The organism is Bacillus sp. SORGH_AS_0510 (assembly GCF_030818775.1).
Taxonomy (GTDB): domain Bacteria; phylum Bacillota; class Bacilli; order Bacillales; family Cytobacillaceae; genus Neobacillus.
This window is the reverse complement of record NZ_JAUTAU010000001.1, coordinates 4,413,862-4,428,939: the sequence shown is the minus strand read 5'-3', so window position 1 is coordinate 4,428,939 and position 15,078 is coordinate 4,413,862. Positions and strand designations below refer to the sequence as shown.

At 38.6% G+C, this 15,078-nt stretch carries 17 protein-coding genes; 14 read left to right on the top strand and 3 right to left on the bottom strand.

What is annotated here, in order from left to right; all coding sequences use genetic code 11:
- Positions 1 to 19: 19 nt before the first annotated feature.
- Together QE429_RS22520 and QE429_RS22515 are read left to right on the top strand one after the other, a co-directional pair.
- On the top strand, positions 20 to 337 hold the full coding sequence (locus QE429_RS22520) for a DUF3221 domain-containing protein (protein ID WP_307290197.1): 318 nt from the start codon (positions 20 to 22) through the stop codon (positions 335 to 337).
- A 15-nt stretch (positions 338 to 352) separates the two neighbouring features.
- Positions 353 to 904 (top strand): HD domain-containing protein, encoded by a 552-nt coding sequence (locus tag QE429_RS22515; RefSeq protein ID WP_307290196.1) that lies wholly within the window; start codon positions 353 to 355, stop codon positions 902 to 904.
- A 42-nt stretch (positions 905 to 946) separates the two neighbouring features.
- Here the strand turns inward: QE429_RS22515 and QE429_RS22510 are convergent, their stop codons facing one another.
- A complete protein-coding gene (locus QE429_RS22510) occupies positions 947 to 1,588 on the bottom strand; it encodes an aspartyl-phosphate phosphatase Spo0E family protein (protein ID WP_307290195.1) in 642 nt (213 codons plus the stop codon).
- 158 nt (positions 1,589 to 1,746) lie between these two features.
- Between QE429_RS22510 and QE429_RS22505 the strand changes: the two genes are divergently transcribed.
- Entirely contained in the window at positions 1,747 to 2,265 is a 519-nt protein-coding gene (locus QE429_RS22505) for a YfiT family bacillithiol transferase (RefSeq protein WP_307290193.1), read from the top strand.
- 39 nt (positions 2,266 to 2,304) lie between these two features.
- On the opposite strand, the gene gpmA is transcribed toward QE429_RS22505, so the two are convergent.
- Complete coding sequence (gene gpmA, locus QE429_RS22500) at positions 2,305 to 3,072, bottom strand: 2,3-diphosphoglycerate-dependent phosphoglycerate mutase (protein ID WP_307290191.1); 768 nt, start codon at positions 3,070 to 3,072, stop codon at positions 2,305 to 2,307.
- 136 nt (positions 3,073 to 3,208) lie between these two features.
- Here gpmA and QE429_RS22495 point away from each other — a divergent pair, with 136 nt between their 5' ends.
- From QE429_RS22495 to QE429_RS22465, 7 genes are all read left to right on the top strand, one after another.
- Positions 3,209 to 3,724 carry a GNAT family N-acetyltransferase gene (locus tag QE429_RS22495; RefSeq protein ID WP_307290189.1) on the top strand — a complete coding sequence of 172 codons (516 nt, stop codon included), beginning with the start codon at positions 3,209 to 3,211 and terminating at the stop codon, positions 3,722 to 3,724.
- Positions 3,725 to 3,784: 60 nt separating this feature from the next.
- A complete protein-coding gene (locus QE429_RS22490) occupies positions 3,785 to 4,255 on the top strand; it encodes a DinB family protein (RefSeq protein WP_307290187.1) in 471 nt (156 codons plus the stop codon).
- A 102-nt stretch (positions 4,256 to 4,357) separates the two neighbouring features.
- Positions 4,358 to 4,879, top strand: a complete 522-nt coding sequence (locus tag QE429_RS22485) for a GNAT family N-acetyltransferase (RefSeq protein ID WP_307290186.1) — start codon at positions 4,358 to 4,360, stop codon at positions 4,877 to 4,879.
- Positions 4,870 to 5,499, top strand: coding sequence for a class I SAM-dependent methyltransferase (locus QE429_RS22480; protein WP_307290184.1), 630 nt, complete (start codon positions 4,870 to 4,872; stop codon positions 5,497 to 5,499). Before QE429_RS22485 ends, QE429_RS22480 begins: the two co-directional genes overlap by 10 nt.
- Before the next feature lie 121 nt (positions 5,500 to 5,620).
- On the top strand, positions 5,621 to 5,914 hold the full coding sequence (locus tag QE429_RS22475) for a transposase (RefSeq protein ID WP_307290182.1): 294 nt from the start codon (positions 5,621 to 5,623) through the stop codon (positions 5,912 to 5,914).
- A 245-nt stretch (positions 5,915 to 6,159) separates the two neighbouring features.
- Positions 6,160 to 6,501: a cupin domain-containing protein gene (locus QE429_RS22470; RefSeq protein ID WP_307290180.1), complete on the top strand. Its 342-nt coding sequence runs from the start codon at positions 6,160 to 6,162 to the stop codon at positions 6,499 to 6,501.
- Positions 6,502 to 7,141: 640 nt separating this feature from the next.
- Positions 7,142 to 7,321 carry a DUF1272 domain-containing protein gene (locus QE429_RS22465; protein ID WP_307290178.1) on the top strand — a complete coding sequence of 60 codons (180 nt, stop codon included), beginning with the start codon at positions 7,142 to 7,144 and terminating at the stop codon, positions 7,319 to 7,321.
- 72 nt (positions 7,322 to 7,393) lie between these two features.
- Here the strand turns inward: QE429_RS22465 and QE429_RS22460 are convergent, their stop codons facing one another.
- Positions 7,394 to 8,212 (bottom strand): methyl-accepting chemotaxis protein, encoded by an 819-nt coding sequence (locus tag QE429_RS22460; protein ID WP_307290176.1) that lies wholly within the window; start codon positions 8,210 to 8,212, stop codon positions 7,394 to 7,396.
- A 248-nt stretch (positions 8,213 to 8,460) separates the two neighbouring features.
- Between QE429_RS22460 and QE429_RS22455 the strand changes: the two genes are divergently transcribed.
- The 4 genes from QE429_RS22455 (at position 8,461) to QE429_RS22440 (ending at position 14,397) form a co-directional block, all read left to right on the top strand.
- Entirely contained in the window at positions 8,461 to 9,093 is a 633-nt protein-coding gene (locus QE429_RS22455) for a TetR/AcrR family transcriptional regulator (RefSeq protein WP_307290175.1), read from the top strand.
- On the top strand, positions 9,093 to 10,364 hold the full coding sequence (locus tag QE429_RS22450; protein ID WP_307290173.1) for an MFS transporter: 1,272 nt from the start codon (positions 9,093 to 9,095) through the stop codon (positions 10,362 to 10,364). The genes QE429_RS22455 and QE429_RS22450 overlap by 1 nt, the downstream gene beginning before the upstream one ends.
- A 321-nt stretch (positions 10,365 to 10,685) precedes the next feature.
- Positions 10,686 to 12,836 (top strand): PQQ-dependent dehydrogenase, methanol/ethanol family, encoded by a 2,151-nt coding sequence (locus QE429_RS22445; RefSeq protein WP_307290172.1) that lies wholly within the window; start codon positions 10,686 to 10,688, stop codon positions 12,834 to 12,836.
- A 313-nt stretch (positions 12,837 to 13,149) separates the two neighbouring features.
- A complete protein-coding gene (locus QE429_RS22440) occupies positions 13,150 to 14,397 on the top strand; it encodes a cation:dicarboxylate symporter family transporter (protein ID WP_307290170.1) in 1,248 nt (415 codons plus the stop codon).
- Positions 14,398 to 15,078 lie beyond the last annotated feature (681 nt).

The window sequence follows — 15,078 nt, the reverse complement described above, 5'->3', positions numbered from 1 at the left end:
GTAATATAGGGGGGCCACCATGAAAAGAATAATATTTTCGTTTTTGCTATTGATAAGCCTATGCTTTACTTTGTTGGGATGTAATGTGGGTGATGTGGAGAAAGGAAAAGTTGATCTGAAAGGCATAATTACAGAAGTGAATCGAGAGAGTAATCAAATTTTATTAAAGGATAAAAATGTTGGCTTTGTTTGGGTCACCTTGCCTGACCATGGAGATATTAATAAATATGAAAAAGGGCAAGAGGTGGTGGTGTGGGTTAAAGGTGGAATCAGAGAATCCTCACCAGCCCAAGCAGATGCATTGAATATTGAGTTTGCAAACCCAAATATTAAATAGAAAGGTGTGAATGATGTGGATGTCATTGAAAAAGCACTGAAAACTGCTGCCAAGGCCCATGAAAAACAGTATAGAAAAGGAACGGATATTCCATATGTCACCCACCCCATTGCGGTAGGGATGATTTTAATAAAGGCGGGCTACAGCGATGAACTGGTTGCCGCTGGAATATTACATGACACCGTAGAGGACACAGATCTATCTTTACAAGACATCGAGCAATTATTTGGAAAGAGTATTGCTGATATTGTAGAGGGATGTTCAGAACCTGATAAATCACTTACTTGGGAAGAACGGAAAGCAGATACGATTGAGTACTTAAAGACCGCTCCTGAAAAAATACGTGTCGTTGCCTGTGCAGATAAACTACATAATATACAATCAATTGCCAGCGATATAGAACAATTCGGTGACCAAGTCTGGGAGAAATTTAATAGGGGGAAAGAAAAACAAAAGTGGTACTACACGAGTGTTATTGAAAGTTTAGATTATCAGTCTAGCTTCCCGTTGCTTGATAAGTTAAAAGTTAGCGTGAAAAGACTTTTTAAGAGCAACTATGAAGAATAAAGCAAACCCTCTAGTTATTTCTAACTAGAGGGAATTTTTATATTATCCGATAATCTTAAAATGGCCGCCTACACCTTTATCGATTACCTTTAAGTGAAGGGGTTGATTGAATTTTTTAGACAATCCTTTGATAATTCCATAATTGAAGGCAGAAGAATAATTCGGTGTATGACAAAATAGTTGAATCTCATTCTTGATATCCATATAAGGAAGGTACTCACCGATATACGAAGTGCTTTTATGGTTTAGATGAAAAATGTGATTCAGGTGCTCCAACGATTGTTGGAAGCTTTGAACGGTCTCCGGGAAAATACAGTGTTCAGGTACAGCCTCACCTATGACCTCCATTACTTCAGCCCCATGGCGTTCAGAAATGGCCTGTAAAATGGTATGGCCAAAATCCATTGTAAACCATTCGTTGACAGTGAGGATTCTTTCGTTTATTTCAAAGGGTAATTCAAATTTTTCTTTTGAGGCAACATCTAAGATATTATGAATGAAATTGTTATGGACCATTGCAGAATCTTTTCTTCTGTGTGCCTCAGGTTGATGAACTTTAGTGTGGAAGTTCATTAATTTTTCTAGTTCCTGGCTGACCTTAAGTGTTTCGTCAGAGGACAGTCCGACAAGACCAATGGTTTGATATAGTTGTTGTCTCTTATATTCAATGATATCTTTTATCATTATTATCTTCCTTTGAATGAGCTATCTAAAAATTCTTTACCTTTATTATACTTTAAAATTTATATAAAAGACAGGTAACAGCATATGGAGAAGGAATGATTCCCTTAAAAGGCGAATAGGAGTACATAGGAAGAATTCATGATTTGGGGGAAGATACGGTGAAAGCAAGCTATCCAATTGGAAAGTTTCATTTTGAAGGTCAGATGACGAAGACTATCATAGAAGACTGGATTCATGATATTGAAAATTTACCGGGATTACTGCGAGATGCAGTAAGTGATTTAAACGATGATCAGCTAGATACACCCTATCGTCCGGGGGGGTGGACTATCCGACAGGTAGTACATCATGTGGCAGATAGTCATCTGAATGCATACGGACGTTTTAAACTGGCTCTTACTGAGAGTAAACCGATTATTAAACCTTATGGCCAGGACAAATGGGCAGAACTTCCTGATTCAAAACTGCCGGTAACTATATCGTTATCGTTGCTTGATGCTTTGCATTTGCGCTTGGTAGTGCTTTTACGAACGCTAACTCCTTCTGATTTGGAAAAAATATTCATTCATCCAGAGTCTGGGGAAGTTTCAGTTGGGAAAAATATAGGCATTTATGCTTGGCATGGAAGACATCATCTTGCACATATTATTTCATTAAGAAGTAGCAAAGGGTGGTAAAAAGCTGGGAAGGGCATCAGTCTGGTTGCCCTTCTTGCTCTAGCCAATCCAATCATGAGTTTCTGGGTCATTTACATCCATATGGCGTGGGATTTTGTGCTCTGGAACCTCACCATCATGGTCAAGATAATAATGTCTAATTGGATGTAAATCGTAATCTAGTTCATAGACGAGCGGAATGCTATTGGGAATATTGAGACTCACGACCCCATCGTCGGGAATGTTGTCGAGATATTTCACGAGTGCTCTTAATGTATTCCCGTGGGCAGAAATGATAACTCGCTGGTGGTTTTGCAAGTTCGGAACAATTTGACTATGCCAATACACCAACGTGCGTTTTTCTGTATCAAGGAGACTCTCTGTGAGTGGAATATTCTTCATACCAATTTGAGCATATTTCGGGTCTTTTTGATCCAAAATATGGCCCTCAGGATGAATTTCAGGAGGACAGATACTAGCAGAGCGTCTCCATTCATTGACCTGATCTTCACCATAGCGCTTAATCACTTCCGATTTATTCAGGCCTTGTAAGGCGCCGTAATGTCTTTCATTCAATCTCCAGGATTTATACACAGGAATCCACACTAGATCCATTTCATGGAGCAGAATCCATAATGTTCGAATAGCTCTTTTTAATACGGAAGTATGGGCTACGTCAAAGATAAAGCCATGTTTCTTTAAGATAGCACCGGCATCTCTCGCCTCACTATAGCCATCATCAGTAAGGTCCACGTCTGTCCAGCCGGTAAAACGATTTTCTAAATTATATAGACTTTGTCCATGTCTAATAAAAACGATTTGTTTCAACTTTTTCACCTCAAAATTAACACAGTATCGTCCTATAGTCTGTCCATTTCTAGTTTAAAATGTGCAGGAATGTTAAGTGACACTGAGAATTTATATACTTTAGGGTTTTGAGGAATTAAAAAAATGAGGTGCTTCTATGAATATAAGAAAAGCTGTTTTATCCGATGCGAAGGGAATTGCCAGAGTCCATGTGGATTCATGGAGGACAACCTATGCCAACATTATGACAGAAGACTATTTAAATCAATTATCCTATGAAAAACGTGAGGAAATGTGGAATATTATCATACCAAACGGCGGTGTTTATGTTGCCGAAAATAATGAAGGTACTATCGTTGGTTTTTCATCTGGTGGAAAAGAAAGATTAGGAGAATACCCTGGTTTTTCGGGTGAATTATATGCGATTTATATTTTAAAAGAGTATCAGGGTAAAGGCCTTGGGAAAGCGCTAGTGAAACCAATCGTCAAGGAGTTACAGGATCAGCAAATTGATTCCATGGTGGTATGTGTACTAGAAGAAAATAACTCCCGCCTTTTTTATGAAGCCCTTTGCGGCAAAAAAATAGACACTATCGAGGTTGAAATAGGCGGAAAGAGGCTTAATGAACTTATTTATGGATGGGAGCATATTGGAACTTTACTCAATGACTAGTCCATTAATAGAGCAAATTATTACTCTGCTTTTAAGGTAGAAATAGATTAGGAGGAAAATATGCAAACACTTTTTATGTACAATTGGCAGGTCAGAGAAGAGTGGTTCCGTTGGTGTGAAGATGTTTCACTGGAGGAGTTACTTCGCGTCCGAACCGGAGGCGTAGGTGGGATCTTACATACACTTTTCCATATTATCGATGTGGAGTGGAGTTGGATTCGTCTATTACAGGGGCAACCTGATTTCCAAGAGAATTTTCAGGAATACCAAAGTCTAGAGAGGATCCGCGAACTGAACGAAGTATTTCGTCAAGACGTCGAGGGATTTGTGAACTCATGGGATTCTAGTATGGAAGAAAGAATTCTTACTCTTCATGAACCTGATGGAAGTGTTGAGACCTTTACTTGGGGTGAGGTCATCCGGCATGCGCTAGTCCATGAAATCCACCATGTAGGACAAATATCCATCTGGTCAAGAGAAGTGGGAAAAAAGCCAATTTCTGCGAATCTAATTGGAAGAGGACTTGTGTAAAATGATGAGGGGGAATGATATGTGATCTATTCTTTTATCTAGTATTTCCTCCCCTTGTCAGTATTTAGCTTACAACTCAGGATAAACAAAGGGTGAAGCAACATGATACAGAAGGGCGAATTACTTATAAGATGCAAGACTTACGATGACCTCGGGAAGATGGCCTCATGGTTAAATGACCCAAAGGTATTGGAGTTTTATGAGGAGCATCCCTTAACCTTTGATCAAGTATTAAAAAAATATGGTCCTAGAATTGAAGGAAATCATTATGTTAAACCTTGTATTGTAGAATACAAAAATAAACCAATAGGTTATATGCAATATTACGAGGTTCAAGAGACAGAATTAGAGACATACGAGTATCCAATAAATCAAAATATCTTTGGTATAGACCAATTTATTGGGGAGACACAGTTATGGGGGAAAGGGTTAGGGACATCGATGATCCAATTGCTATTATACTATCTTAGCGAAAAAAAAGGTGCCTCTCGGGTCTTATTAGATGTTAAGACTCATAATTATCGAGCCATTTCCTGCTATGAGAAGTGTGGTTTTAAAAAAATTAAAAAGCTTAATGATGACTTCATTTTAATGGAATGGAGCAAAGGGGAATTATGGGATTAATTAATCGAATGAGGGAATTTATTGATAGTCAGTATAGTAACCCTCGAGGGCTAATAGGTACCTATTTCGGTGAAAAGATGGTTCGGCAACATAAGCCTGAAACGTTATGGACACTTGAGCTTTTAAAAATTGGTAAGAGAGAAAGTGTATTAGAACTGGGCTGCGGTGCCGGTTATGCCATGAAACTAATCCTAGATCAAACATTAGCTGTTCAAGTAGTAGGCTTAGACCTTTCACCCACTGTGCTACGGTCCGCGGCCATAAGAAATAAAAAGGAAATAGCAGAAGGACGAGCCGAACTAGTTCAAGGCAATGTAACAAATCTTCCTTTACAAAATAAGCACTTTGACAAAGTATTTAGCATACATACCATTTATTTTTGGAATAACATTGATGAGACAATAGCAGAGATTTACCGGGTACTAAAACCTGGAGGATATTTTATCCTTACCCTATGTGATGGGAAAAATGGTGAAGTATGGGAAGGGGTAAAAAGTATGATTGATGAACAATTAATTCCTAGTGTTAAGAAAATTGGTTTTCAAGAGGTAGCATTACTGGGTGGGCCGAATTCAAGAAAATTTCATACGGTTGCAGTCATGGGACGTAAGGCTCTTTAAAATAAATTCTAATTGGAAAGGCAGCTTAGGATTTTTGATACTACAATTAACACAATAAAAGTTTGTCTGCTTTGGTTTTAACCTCCCTACAATGGCAACTATGGTAGTGAGGTGATTATTAATGAAGTTTATATTAATTATTGGCAGTATTCTCGCACCTGTTTTAATGCTTTTTTTGCAGAAAACAAAGCCGAAACTTCGTTTGTTATTCAATCTAGCCGCTCTCATATCTGCACTCGTATTTGGTAATATCTCTTCAATTGCTATTTACGAAATCATAAAGGACAATACCGTATTCATGACCAATATCCATGGGATTTTCTTGAATCCACTGTTCTTATTAACTGGATCCTATTTAGGAATATATAGTATTTATCGAATCGTTCTATGGACAATAGAGGATAGTAAAAGATAGAAGACCCTTGTTTCGAATAAGACAAGGGTCTTATTCGTTCGCTGCTTTCCCTATTAGATGACAACTCTTAGCATTTTCGTTGACATCATGACTTGGCTCTGGTTGCTCCTTCTTTTTTGATTTATCCTTTTGTGTGTATTTACCAACGGGTGAAGACTTTAGTAAAGTAAGAGTATAAAATATTGGAACAATTTGGTTCATGAGTTTTTTAAGTAGTTTTATTCAATCTAAAAAGGAGCAACTAAATGAAAATTAGCAAACATAATGCAGAGCATTACACATGGGGAAATCAGTGTGATGGCTGGCATCTAGTTAATCAAAAAGAACTAAGTGTGATTCATGAACGAATGCCTCCTCAGACATCAGAGATACGGCATTATCATCAACAGTCACGGCAATTTTTCTTTGTATTATCAGGAAGTCCGACACTAGAGATTAATGGGGAACGATTCGCCTTAACACCTCAAGAAGGAGTAGAAGTCCCGCCACATATCCCTCATCAAATGTTTAATGAATCAGAAAGCGCTGCGGAATTTTTGGTTATATCTCAGCCAACTAGTAAAGGTGATCGCGTTTCCTTGAGTTAGGTGACTATTTGACTGTGTGAATGCAAAAAGAAGAGGGTGGTGCCGCAGAGAGATGGTTCTATCGCCTTAAGTTGAGGGGAAGAATCGCAAAAGGGCTCGTAGAGAGGTTCTATGACCCCGAAGTTCAAGGAAAAAGAAGCAAAAGGTCGTGTAGAGGGGTTCTATGCGACCGTAGTCAAAGGAAAAAACAACAAAAGGGCTCGTAGAGAGGTTCTATGAGCCCGAAGTTCAAGGAAAAAGAAGCAAAAGGTCGCGTAGAGAGGTTCTATGAGCCCGAAGTTAAAGAAAAAAACAGCAAAAGGGCTCGTAGAGTGGTTCTATGAGCCCGAAGTTAAAGGAAAAAACAACAAAAGGTCGCGTAGAGAGGTTCTATGAGCCCGAAGCGAGAGGAAAAAACAGCAAAAGGGCTCGTAGAGTGGTTCTATGAGCCCGAAGTTAAAGAAAAAAACAGCAAAAGGTCTCGTAGAGAGGTTCTATGCGACCGTAGTCAATGGAGAAAACAGCAAAAGGGCTCGTAGAGAGGTTCTATGCGACCGTAGGCAAAGGAAAAAACAACAAAAGGGCTCGTAGAATCGTGTTTTAATAGAATAAGGATATTTTTACGCGTCCAAAAAACTAATTTAAAGAAGGAGTACCAAAAATGGCTTTGGAAATGAGAAAAATATGTGAGAAATGTAATAAACCTGTACAAGACGATGGAGTAGCATATATTTGTACTTACGAATGTACTTTTTGCCATGATTGTACCGAGGAGATGGAATCTGTCTGCCCTAATTGTGGTGGAGAGCTTGTGAGAAGACCAAGGAAGATAAAAAAATAGAGAATTCTGTAAATGTTATAAATGAACTAATAAAGGCATCCTAGGTAAGGATGCCTTCGTAGATTAAGGGTTTTAAATACTAGTAGCTTGCAGATTTAATTCAGATGCTGTATGTACAATTTGTTCGAACGCTTTATGGAATGCTTCCATCTTTACTGCTTGTTCATGAGAATCTGTTGAAATTTGTTGGATGGTTGTAATGATTTTTTCTAGATTAGCTACCATCGCTTTTAATTGAGGTTCTACACCTTCAACTGTTTCTCGATTATTTTCAGCCATTTTCTCAATTTCTTTAGCTACCACAGCAAATCCTTTTCCATGTTCCCCGGAACGAACGGCTTCAATAGAAGCGTTAAGACCTAATATTCGGGATCTAACAGCAGTTTTCTTTAAGATTCCCAGGATCTCCTCAATCTGTTTAATTTCATCTCTTAGGAAAGTGGTTTCCTCATCGAGTTCTTTGAGTTCAGTTGCCATCTGTTCCGTTACTTTTGTTACCTCTTCTGATGTTGCAGCCAGCTCACTGCTAACACCTGTTAATTTTTGTGCGCCTTTTCTTAAAATATCCACTTTATTGTTTGAAACAATAGTGGAAATGACCCCAATTATTTCATTGTTTTCTATGATAGGTGTTGCAGTAGCTATATATGCAACACCAAAAATTTCTGAACCACGTTCTTCCTTTTGTGACGTACCAGTGAGTAATGCGTTATGAGTAACAGTTCCTTTAAAATTTTCAGCAGATGCGCCTAAAGGGACTTTCAGATCAATCGTTTTGCCAGGAAGGTATCCAATGACCTTTTCTGTGTCTGCTAAAACGATACATGCATCTTCCGCATGAGTGAATTGAATGATTTCCAAATTATTTAGCAATTGTTGTAACCGATCCAAAGTAATTCCTCCGTTTGAAAAATGGTGTGAGTATATTAAATATATCATTTTTTATATAAGATAACAGACTAGTTAAAAAATATATTTTTTAATTAATACAAATTTTCAACATTCGATTTAGAGAATGAATAGGTTATTTATTATTTATAAAAATTACCAAAAAGTAGTTGAAAGTGGAAATAAAATCCACTAATATAAAAATGACAGTTATGTCATTGTTTTTTTAAAAAAACGGAGGAGATTTTACTTTGACACCAAAAATTTCTGACAGTGAAAAAGAGAAACGTAAAAAGCATATCATCGATTCAGCGGTTGTAGTATTTACAAGAAAGGGATATGTTAACTCGACCATGCAGGATATTGTAGATGAAACAGGAATGAGCCGTGGCTGGGTGTATTTGTATTTTTCGAATAAAGAAGATATTATGCTAGCGATACTCGCAGAAAATGATAAAGAAACAGAAGCGCAAATCAATAACCTACTAACGAGCGGACTATCCGTTTGGCAAGGTTTGAGCGGCTTGATCGATATGATGGACCAGCAATTCAACCATGCTTCAGACGACCTGCCTATTGTAATATATGAATACTTTATCAGCGGATGGAAGCAGCCAGAACGACGTGAATATCTCGAAGTCCACTACAAAAAACAGCACGAATATTTATCGCTTTATTTACAACAGGGGGTCGCGAACGGAGAGTTCAGACCAAGTGTGGATTTAGATGTGATTATTAAAATGATAACCTCGTATTTTGAAGGTCTTTTACTTCACTCAAAAGCAGCAGGGAGCAATAACGTTCGAGTGAGTGAACAATTAAAGCTCTTCAAGGCTATGTTAATGTCAGTTTTACAAGTCGATGAAACGGAAGGTGGTTTGTAATGTCTATTTTTAAAAATAGGGTCTTCACTAAATTGTTTTTAGCGGCCTTTGCATCACAGCTTGGAACAACAATTGGGAATGTTGCCTTTGCTTTCTACCTATTAGATCACTTTAGCAAGCAGCCGTTTTATGCAACCATAGCGGAATTAATGTATTCCCTGCCTATTCTGCTTGTTTTCTTCATGGTAGGAGTGGCTGCTGACAGGCTGGACCGGAAGAAAATCGCTGCTAACTCCGATTGGATTCGGGCCATTTTAACAGGCTTTTTGCTAGTAGCAGTTTATTTCAATATCCTTTGGTTAGTATTTGTAATCCTATTTCTTCGAAGTGCCGTTTCAAAGTTTTTTGCCCCAGCAGAAATGAGTATTTTACAGGGTGTTCTAAATAAAGAGCAATATATGCAAGCCTCTGGTCTAAACCAAACAGTTCTCGGATTGTTTATGTTGTTTGGGATGGGGATGGGTGCGATCTCCTATCACTACATTGGCTTAATGGGGACGGTCATCATTGACGGGGTTAGCTTTATTATATCTGGGCTCCTCATAAGCAGTTGCTCCATTCCATTAGAAGCACGGCTTCCTAATGGGAAGACACATATCAAAGATATTCATATTTCTACCGTACTCACTGATTTTAGAGAAGGATTAAAATATATTCTTAATTTCAAGCTGTTAAAATCCATCGTTTCTGGCTTTCTGGTATTTGGTCTCATTAACGGTGCCTTTGCTGTTCTTCCGCTTTTTACAATGAAATATAAGCTTGCTCCAGAACATTTTACACAGTATGCCTCTTTATTTTCTATCTTTTTAGGGGTCGGATTTGTACTTGGCAGTGGAATTGGTAGCCCATTGATTAAAGTATTCAAAGTTCATCGGGTTATCATTGGTGGTATTATCTTAAGCGGCATCTTCACTTTAATTATGGGAACAGTGGAAAATGTCTGGTTCTATCTGTCCATCGTATTTATTATGGGTGTACTCATTGCCCCAGTGAATGTGGCACTGTCAGGCTGGATGACTGAGCTCGTGGACCCTAAATTTATGGGGAGAGTCTCAGGTTGGGTTGACCCGTTAATGATGCTGGCTCATTCCTTATCATTGGGAATCATAGCAGTTATTTTCCCTGCATTTGTAAAAGTAGACACCATTTATTGGGCTGTTGGTATACTACTAATGCTTGTAGGGACCTATTATCTATTTGCTTTACCAAAGTTGGTTACACAAGAAGTGAAAGGATCAGACATCCAAACGCTTCCTACTCCAGCGGAATAAACATGCAGTTTTTTTTTTGAAAAAACTCAGGAAAGTGAAACTATTTTTCATTGAGCCTCGACTAACTAGATAACCCCCCCTAGGGTTGTTTTAATAGGCCCGGCATTAGTTGCTGGGCTTCATTTTTTTTATATCGACACATTTCCTGGAACCTTGCTATTTGTTTAGCAGGGTTCTTTTTTATTTTCAGTGGATTTCCTCCTTTTTTAGCTTTAAAAATTCATGTTATTTAGTGATACGAAAGGGGTATTACACTGAATAATTATAAAAACACACTAGGTATAAGTCATTATTATCTAGAGAAAGAAAGCGGGTGCAAGTTTGGGAACAAGAAAAAAAGGTCTAATTATTGCTGGATTTACAGGGATGTTTGTCATAGTGGTCCTTTTTTACTTTTTTTTAACCTCTGTAGGAGAAAAGGAGAAGGTCGGTGGAAAGAATGTAGTAAATGAAAATCCGCCTGCGGCAAAAGTGGAAGTAAAAGACCCTACTCTGCCAGCATTTACAAGTAAGCAGCTGACATCCTTACCAAAGGATAACTGGGTAACAAATGGTGGGAATACATTCAATCAGCGTTATTCAACCCTTGATAAAATCAGTACATCTAACATTAATAAACTAAAAGGAAAATGGGTTACCCACCTAGGTTCAGGGCAAGAGTTTAAATATTCGGGAGAAGCATCACCTGTTGTTTATAACGGTGTCATGTACATTATTACCGGAGCAGATCAAGTATCTGCTGTTGATGTGAAAAAAGGCGAGACGTTATGGACATATAAACCGAACATTAGTGAGTTAACAACTGTGTGTTGCGGTTGGACAAGTCGGGGTGTAGCACTCGGTGATGGACTAGTTTATGTAGCTTTATTAGATGCCAGGTTAGTCGCTCTAGACCAGAAGACAGGTAAAGAGGTTTGGTCGACTGTGGTCGATGATTGGAAAAAGGGTTATACGATTACCAGCGCACCTCTATACTATAAGGGGAAAATTTATACGGGTATCGCTGGTGGTGAATACGGAATTCGGGGCAGGGTTACGGCCTTTAATGCCAAAAGTGGGAAGGAGCTTTGGCGCTTCTACACTATACCTGGCCCTGGAGAAACGGGGCATGAAACTTGGCCAAGTGATAACGATTCTTGGAAGCGAGGAGGAGCACCTGTTTGGCAAACACCTGCGGTCGATCCTGATTTAGGGCTACTATATTTTTCAACAGGGAATGCGGCTCCTGATTTAGATGGAAGTGTGAGAAAAGGAAATAACTTATTTTCTTCTTCCATAGTGGCAATCGATGCTGAAACAGGAAAATACAAGTGGCACTTTCAAGAAGTCCATCACGATATTTGGGATTTAGATGCACCGAATCCAGTAATATTATTTGATGTTAAAAAGGATGGGAAGAAGCGAAAGGCGCTTGCACAGGCAGGTAAAACAGGTTGGCTTTATATCCTAGATCGAACAAACGGGAAGCCATTATTAGGAATTGAGGAGAAGCCAGTTCCGCAGGAAGAACGTCAAAAAACATCGCCCACTCAACCAATTCCAAAGGGCGACGCATTCGTTCCGCAAGTTGTAACGGAAGAAGATCTTCAGAAAGAGGTAAAAGGCTATAAAGGAAATATAGGTAAGATTTTTGATCCATATTGGGAAGAACCAATGCTTGTGAAACCATCGACGTTCGGAGGAGCCAACTGGCCGCCTTCAGCGTACAACCCGGATACAGAATATTTCTATGTGTTAGGAACGGACCAGTATTCTACTTTTACCAGAAGTGAAGAAGAGTATAAAGAAGGAAGTATCTATCTAGGGAGTATTATTCAACCCGTACAGGATGCTCCCGTAAGAGGTACTATTACGGCCATTGATGTAAAAACTAATAAAATTGCCTGGCAGAACAAGTGGGATTCCAATGCTTATAGTGGCGTGTTAACAACAAAGGGTGGACTTGTCTTCGTAGGACATAATGATGGAAGATTGGTTGCCTTTGATGCTAAGACAGGTAAGCAAGTATGGGAATTTAAAACCGATGCAGGTGTAAATGCGGCTCCTATTGCCTATGAGGTGGAAGGTAAAGAATATATTACTGTGCTCGCAGCAGGAAACGCGTTAGCAGGTTCCAAGCATGGTGACTCCTTATGGACCTTCTCCTTAGATGGAACCATTGAATCAGGTACCACTCCTGTCGAAACCAAAAAACAAGATGACAAGGAAAATGGTGATACCGTGGCCAATGTGGACGATGGAAAAAAGGTGTTTGAAGGAAATTGCTTGGCCTGTCATGGCAGGGAAGGAACAGGCGGACATAATGGGCCAGACCTGCAACAAAGTCAGGTAGCGAAAGATCCGGAAAAAGTAATGGCAAGGGTCAAAAAAGGTGGAAATACCATGCCGGCCTTTGGTGAGCTATTAACTGAAAAACAAATCAAAGATGTAACCAAATATATTACGGAGATTGTGGCAAATAAACAAAAATAGGGGAACATAAGGGCTGACCAGTTTTCTTTCTGGTTAGCCTTCTTTTTAGAGGAATAAATTCCTAGTCGAATTTATCTATTTATCTTTTGTGATGAACATGTTATGCTGAAAAAATGAATATACTAATAAAGAGTTTCATTAATCTGAAAATGATCGTTGGTAATTAACGGTTTCGAACTCAGGAATGTTGCTAACTTTTTATTTAGAAGTTATTCTAATAATTGTGGGTTTCAATTTAATATAATAGGGAATTGAATTAGTTGATTATAGTAAAGTAATCAACTTTTTATATATAAAATAAGGGGAGATGAAGATGAAAAAAATTAGCTTAGCATGGCAGATTTTTATTGGACTAGCACTAGGTATTGCTGTGGGTGCTATATTTTATGGTAACCCGCATGTGGAAGCATACTTACAGCCAATTGGTACAATATTTATTCGATTAATTAAAATGATTGTTGTTCCGATTGTTGTAGCTAGTCTTATTGTTGGTGTTGCCGGTGTTGGTGATATGAAGTCACTAGGTAAACTGGGTGGAAAAACGCTTTTATATTTTGAAATCATTACCACGATTGCTATCCTTGTAGGTTTGCTTGCTGCAAACGTGTTTCAACCGGGAGCTGGTGTGGACCGATCACACTTAACGAAAACAGATATTAACTCTTATGTTGATACTGCTGCACAAACCGAGTCACATTCTATGGTTGATACCTTTGTTAATATCGTGCCTACAAATATCATCCAGTCATTAGCAAATGGCGATATGCTGGCTATTATCTTTTTCTCTGTTATGTTTGGACTTGGAGTAGCAGCCATTGGAGAAAAAGGTCAACCGATTATCAACTTCTTCAGAGGTACAGCAGATGCCATGTTCTATGTTACCAACCAAATCATGAAACTGGCTCCACTTGGTGTATTTGCTTTAATTGGTGTAACCGTATCTAAATTTGGTATTACGTCATTAATCCCATTAGGTAAATTAGTACTAGTTGTTTACGGATCAATGATTTTCTTTATTTTAGTTGTTCTGGGTGTAGTTGCAAAAATTGCAGGGTTTAATATCTTTAATCTAATCCGTTACTTAAAAGATGAATTAATTCTGGGTTATACAACAGCAAGTTCGGAAACGGTTCTTCCTAAAATCATGGAAAAGATGGAGAAGATCGGGTGTCCGAAGGCTATTACTTCATTCGTTATTCCAACAGGATATTCATTTAACCTTGATGGATCAACCTTGTATCAAGCGATTGCAGCGTTATTCATCGCTCAAATGTATGGAATTCATATGAGTATTACACACCAAATTACTTTAGTTCTTGTATTGATGCTTACTTCTAAAGGGATTGCCGGAGTTCCGGGTGTATCGTTCGTCGTGTTGCTTGCGACTCTTGGTAGCGTAGGTATCCCAGTTGAAGGATTAGCATTTATCGCTGGTATTGACCGTATTCTTGATATGGCACGTACATGTGTAAATATTGTGGGTAACTCGTTAGCGGCCATTGTTATTACAAAATGGGAAGGCCACAAGATAGAAAATGATGCGGTAGAGAAAGCAGCATAATACTTCTAATAAAAAAAACACTTCGCGTATTCTGCTAAAGGGTTCACTTGTGGGGTGCACGAAGACAAATAGACAGATGAAATGGCATGTAAATTGACGCATGCCATTTTTGTTGTTATATAAAGGTTTAATGTCCATTTCTTTTAGTATTGGCAGTCCAATATTAAAGTGTTTTTGAGTGACAATACATATTGTACATTGAAAATTCATGTCAAATTAGATGTCATTTAGAATACCAAAATAAGTGCAAATTAGATGTTAATGGGAGAAGGGGAAGGGAAATTTGAGCTTCCGTAGTTGAGACGAGTTCATAACGACTGAAGGGGTAAAAAAATCAGGTCTCCGGTCGTTTAGAAGGGTTCATAACGACTGAAGGGGTAAAAAAATCAGGGCTCCGGTCGTATAGAAGGTTTCATAACGACTGGAGGGATAAAAAAATCAGGTCTCCGGTCGTATAGAAGTGTTCATAACGACCGAAGGGGTAAAAAAATCAGGGCTCCGGTCGTTTAGAAGGGTTCATAACGACCGAAGGGGTAAAAAAATCAGGGCTCCGGTCGTTTAGAAGGGTTCATAACGACCGAAGGGGTAAAAAAATCAGGGCTCCGGTCGTTTAGAAGGGTTCATAACGACCGAAGGGGTAAAAAAATCAGGGCTCCGGTCGTTTAGATAGGTTCATAACGA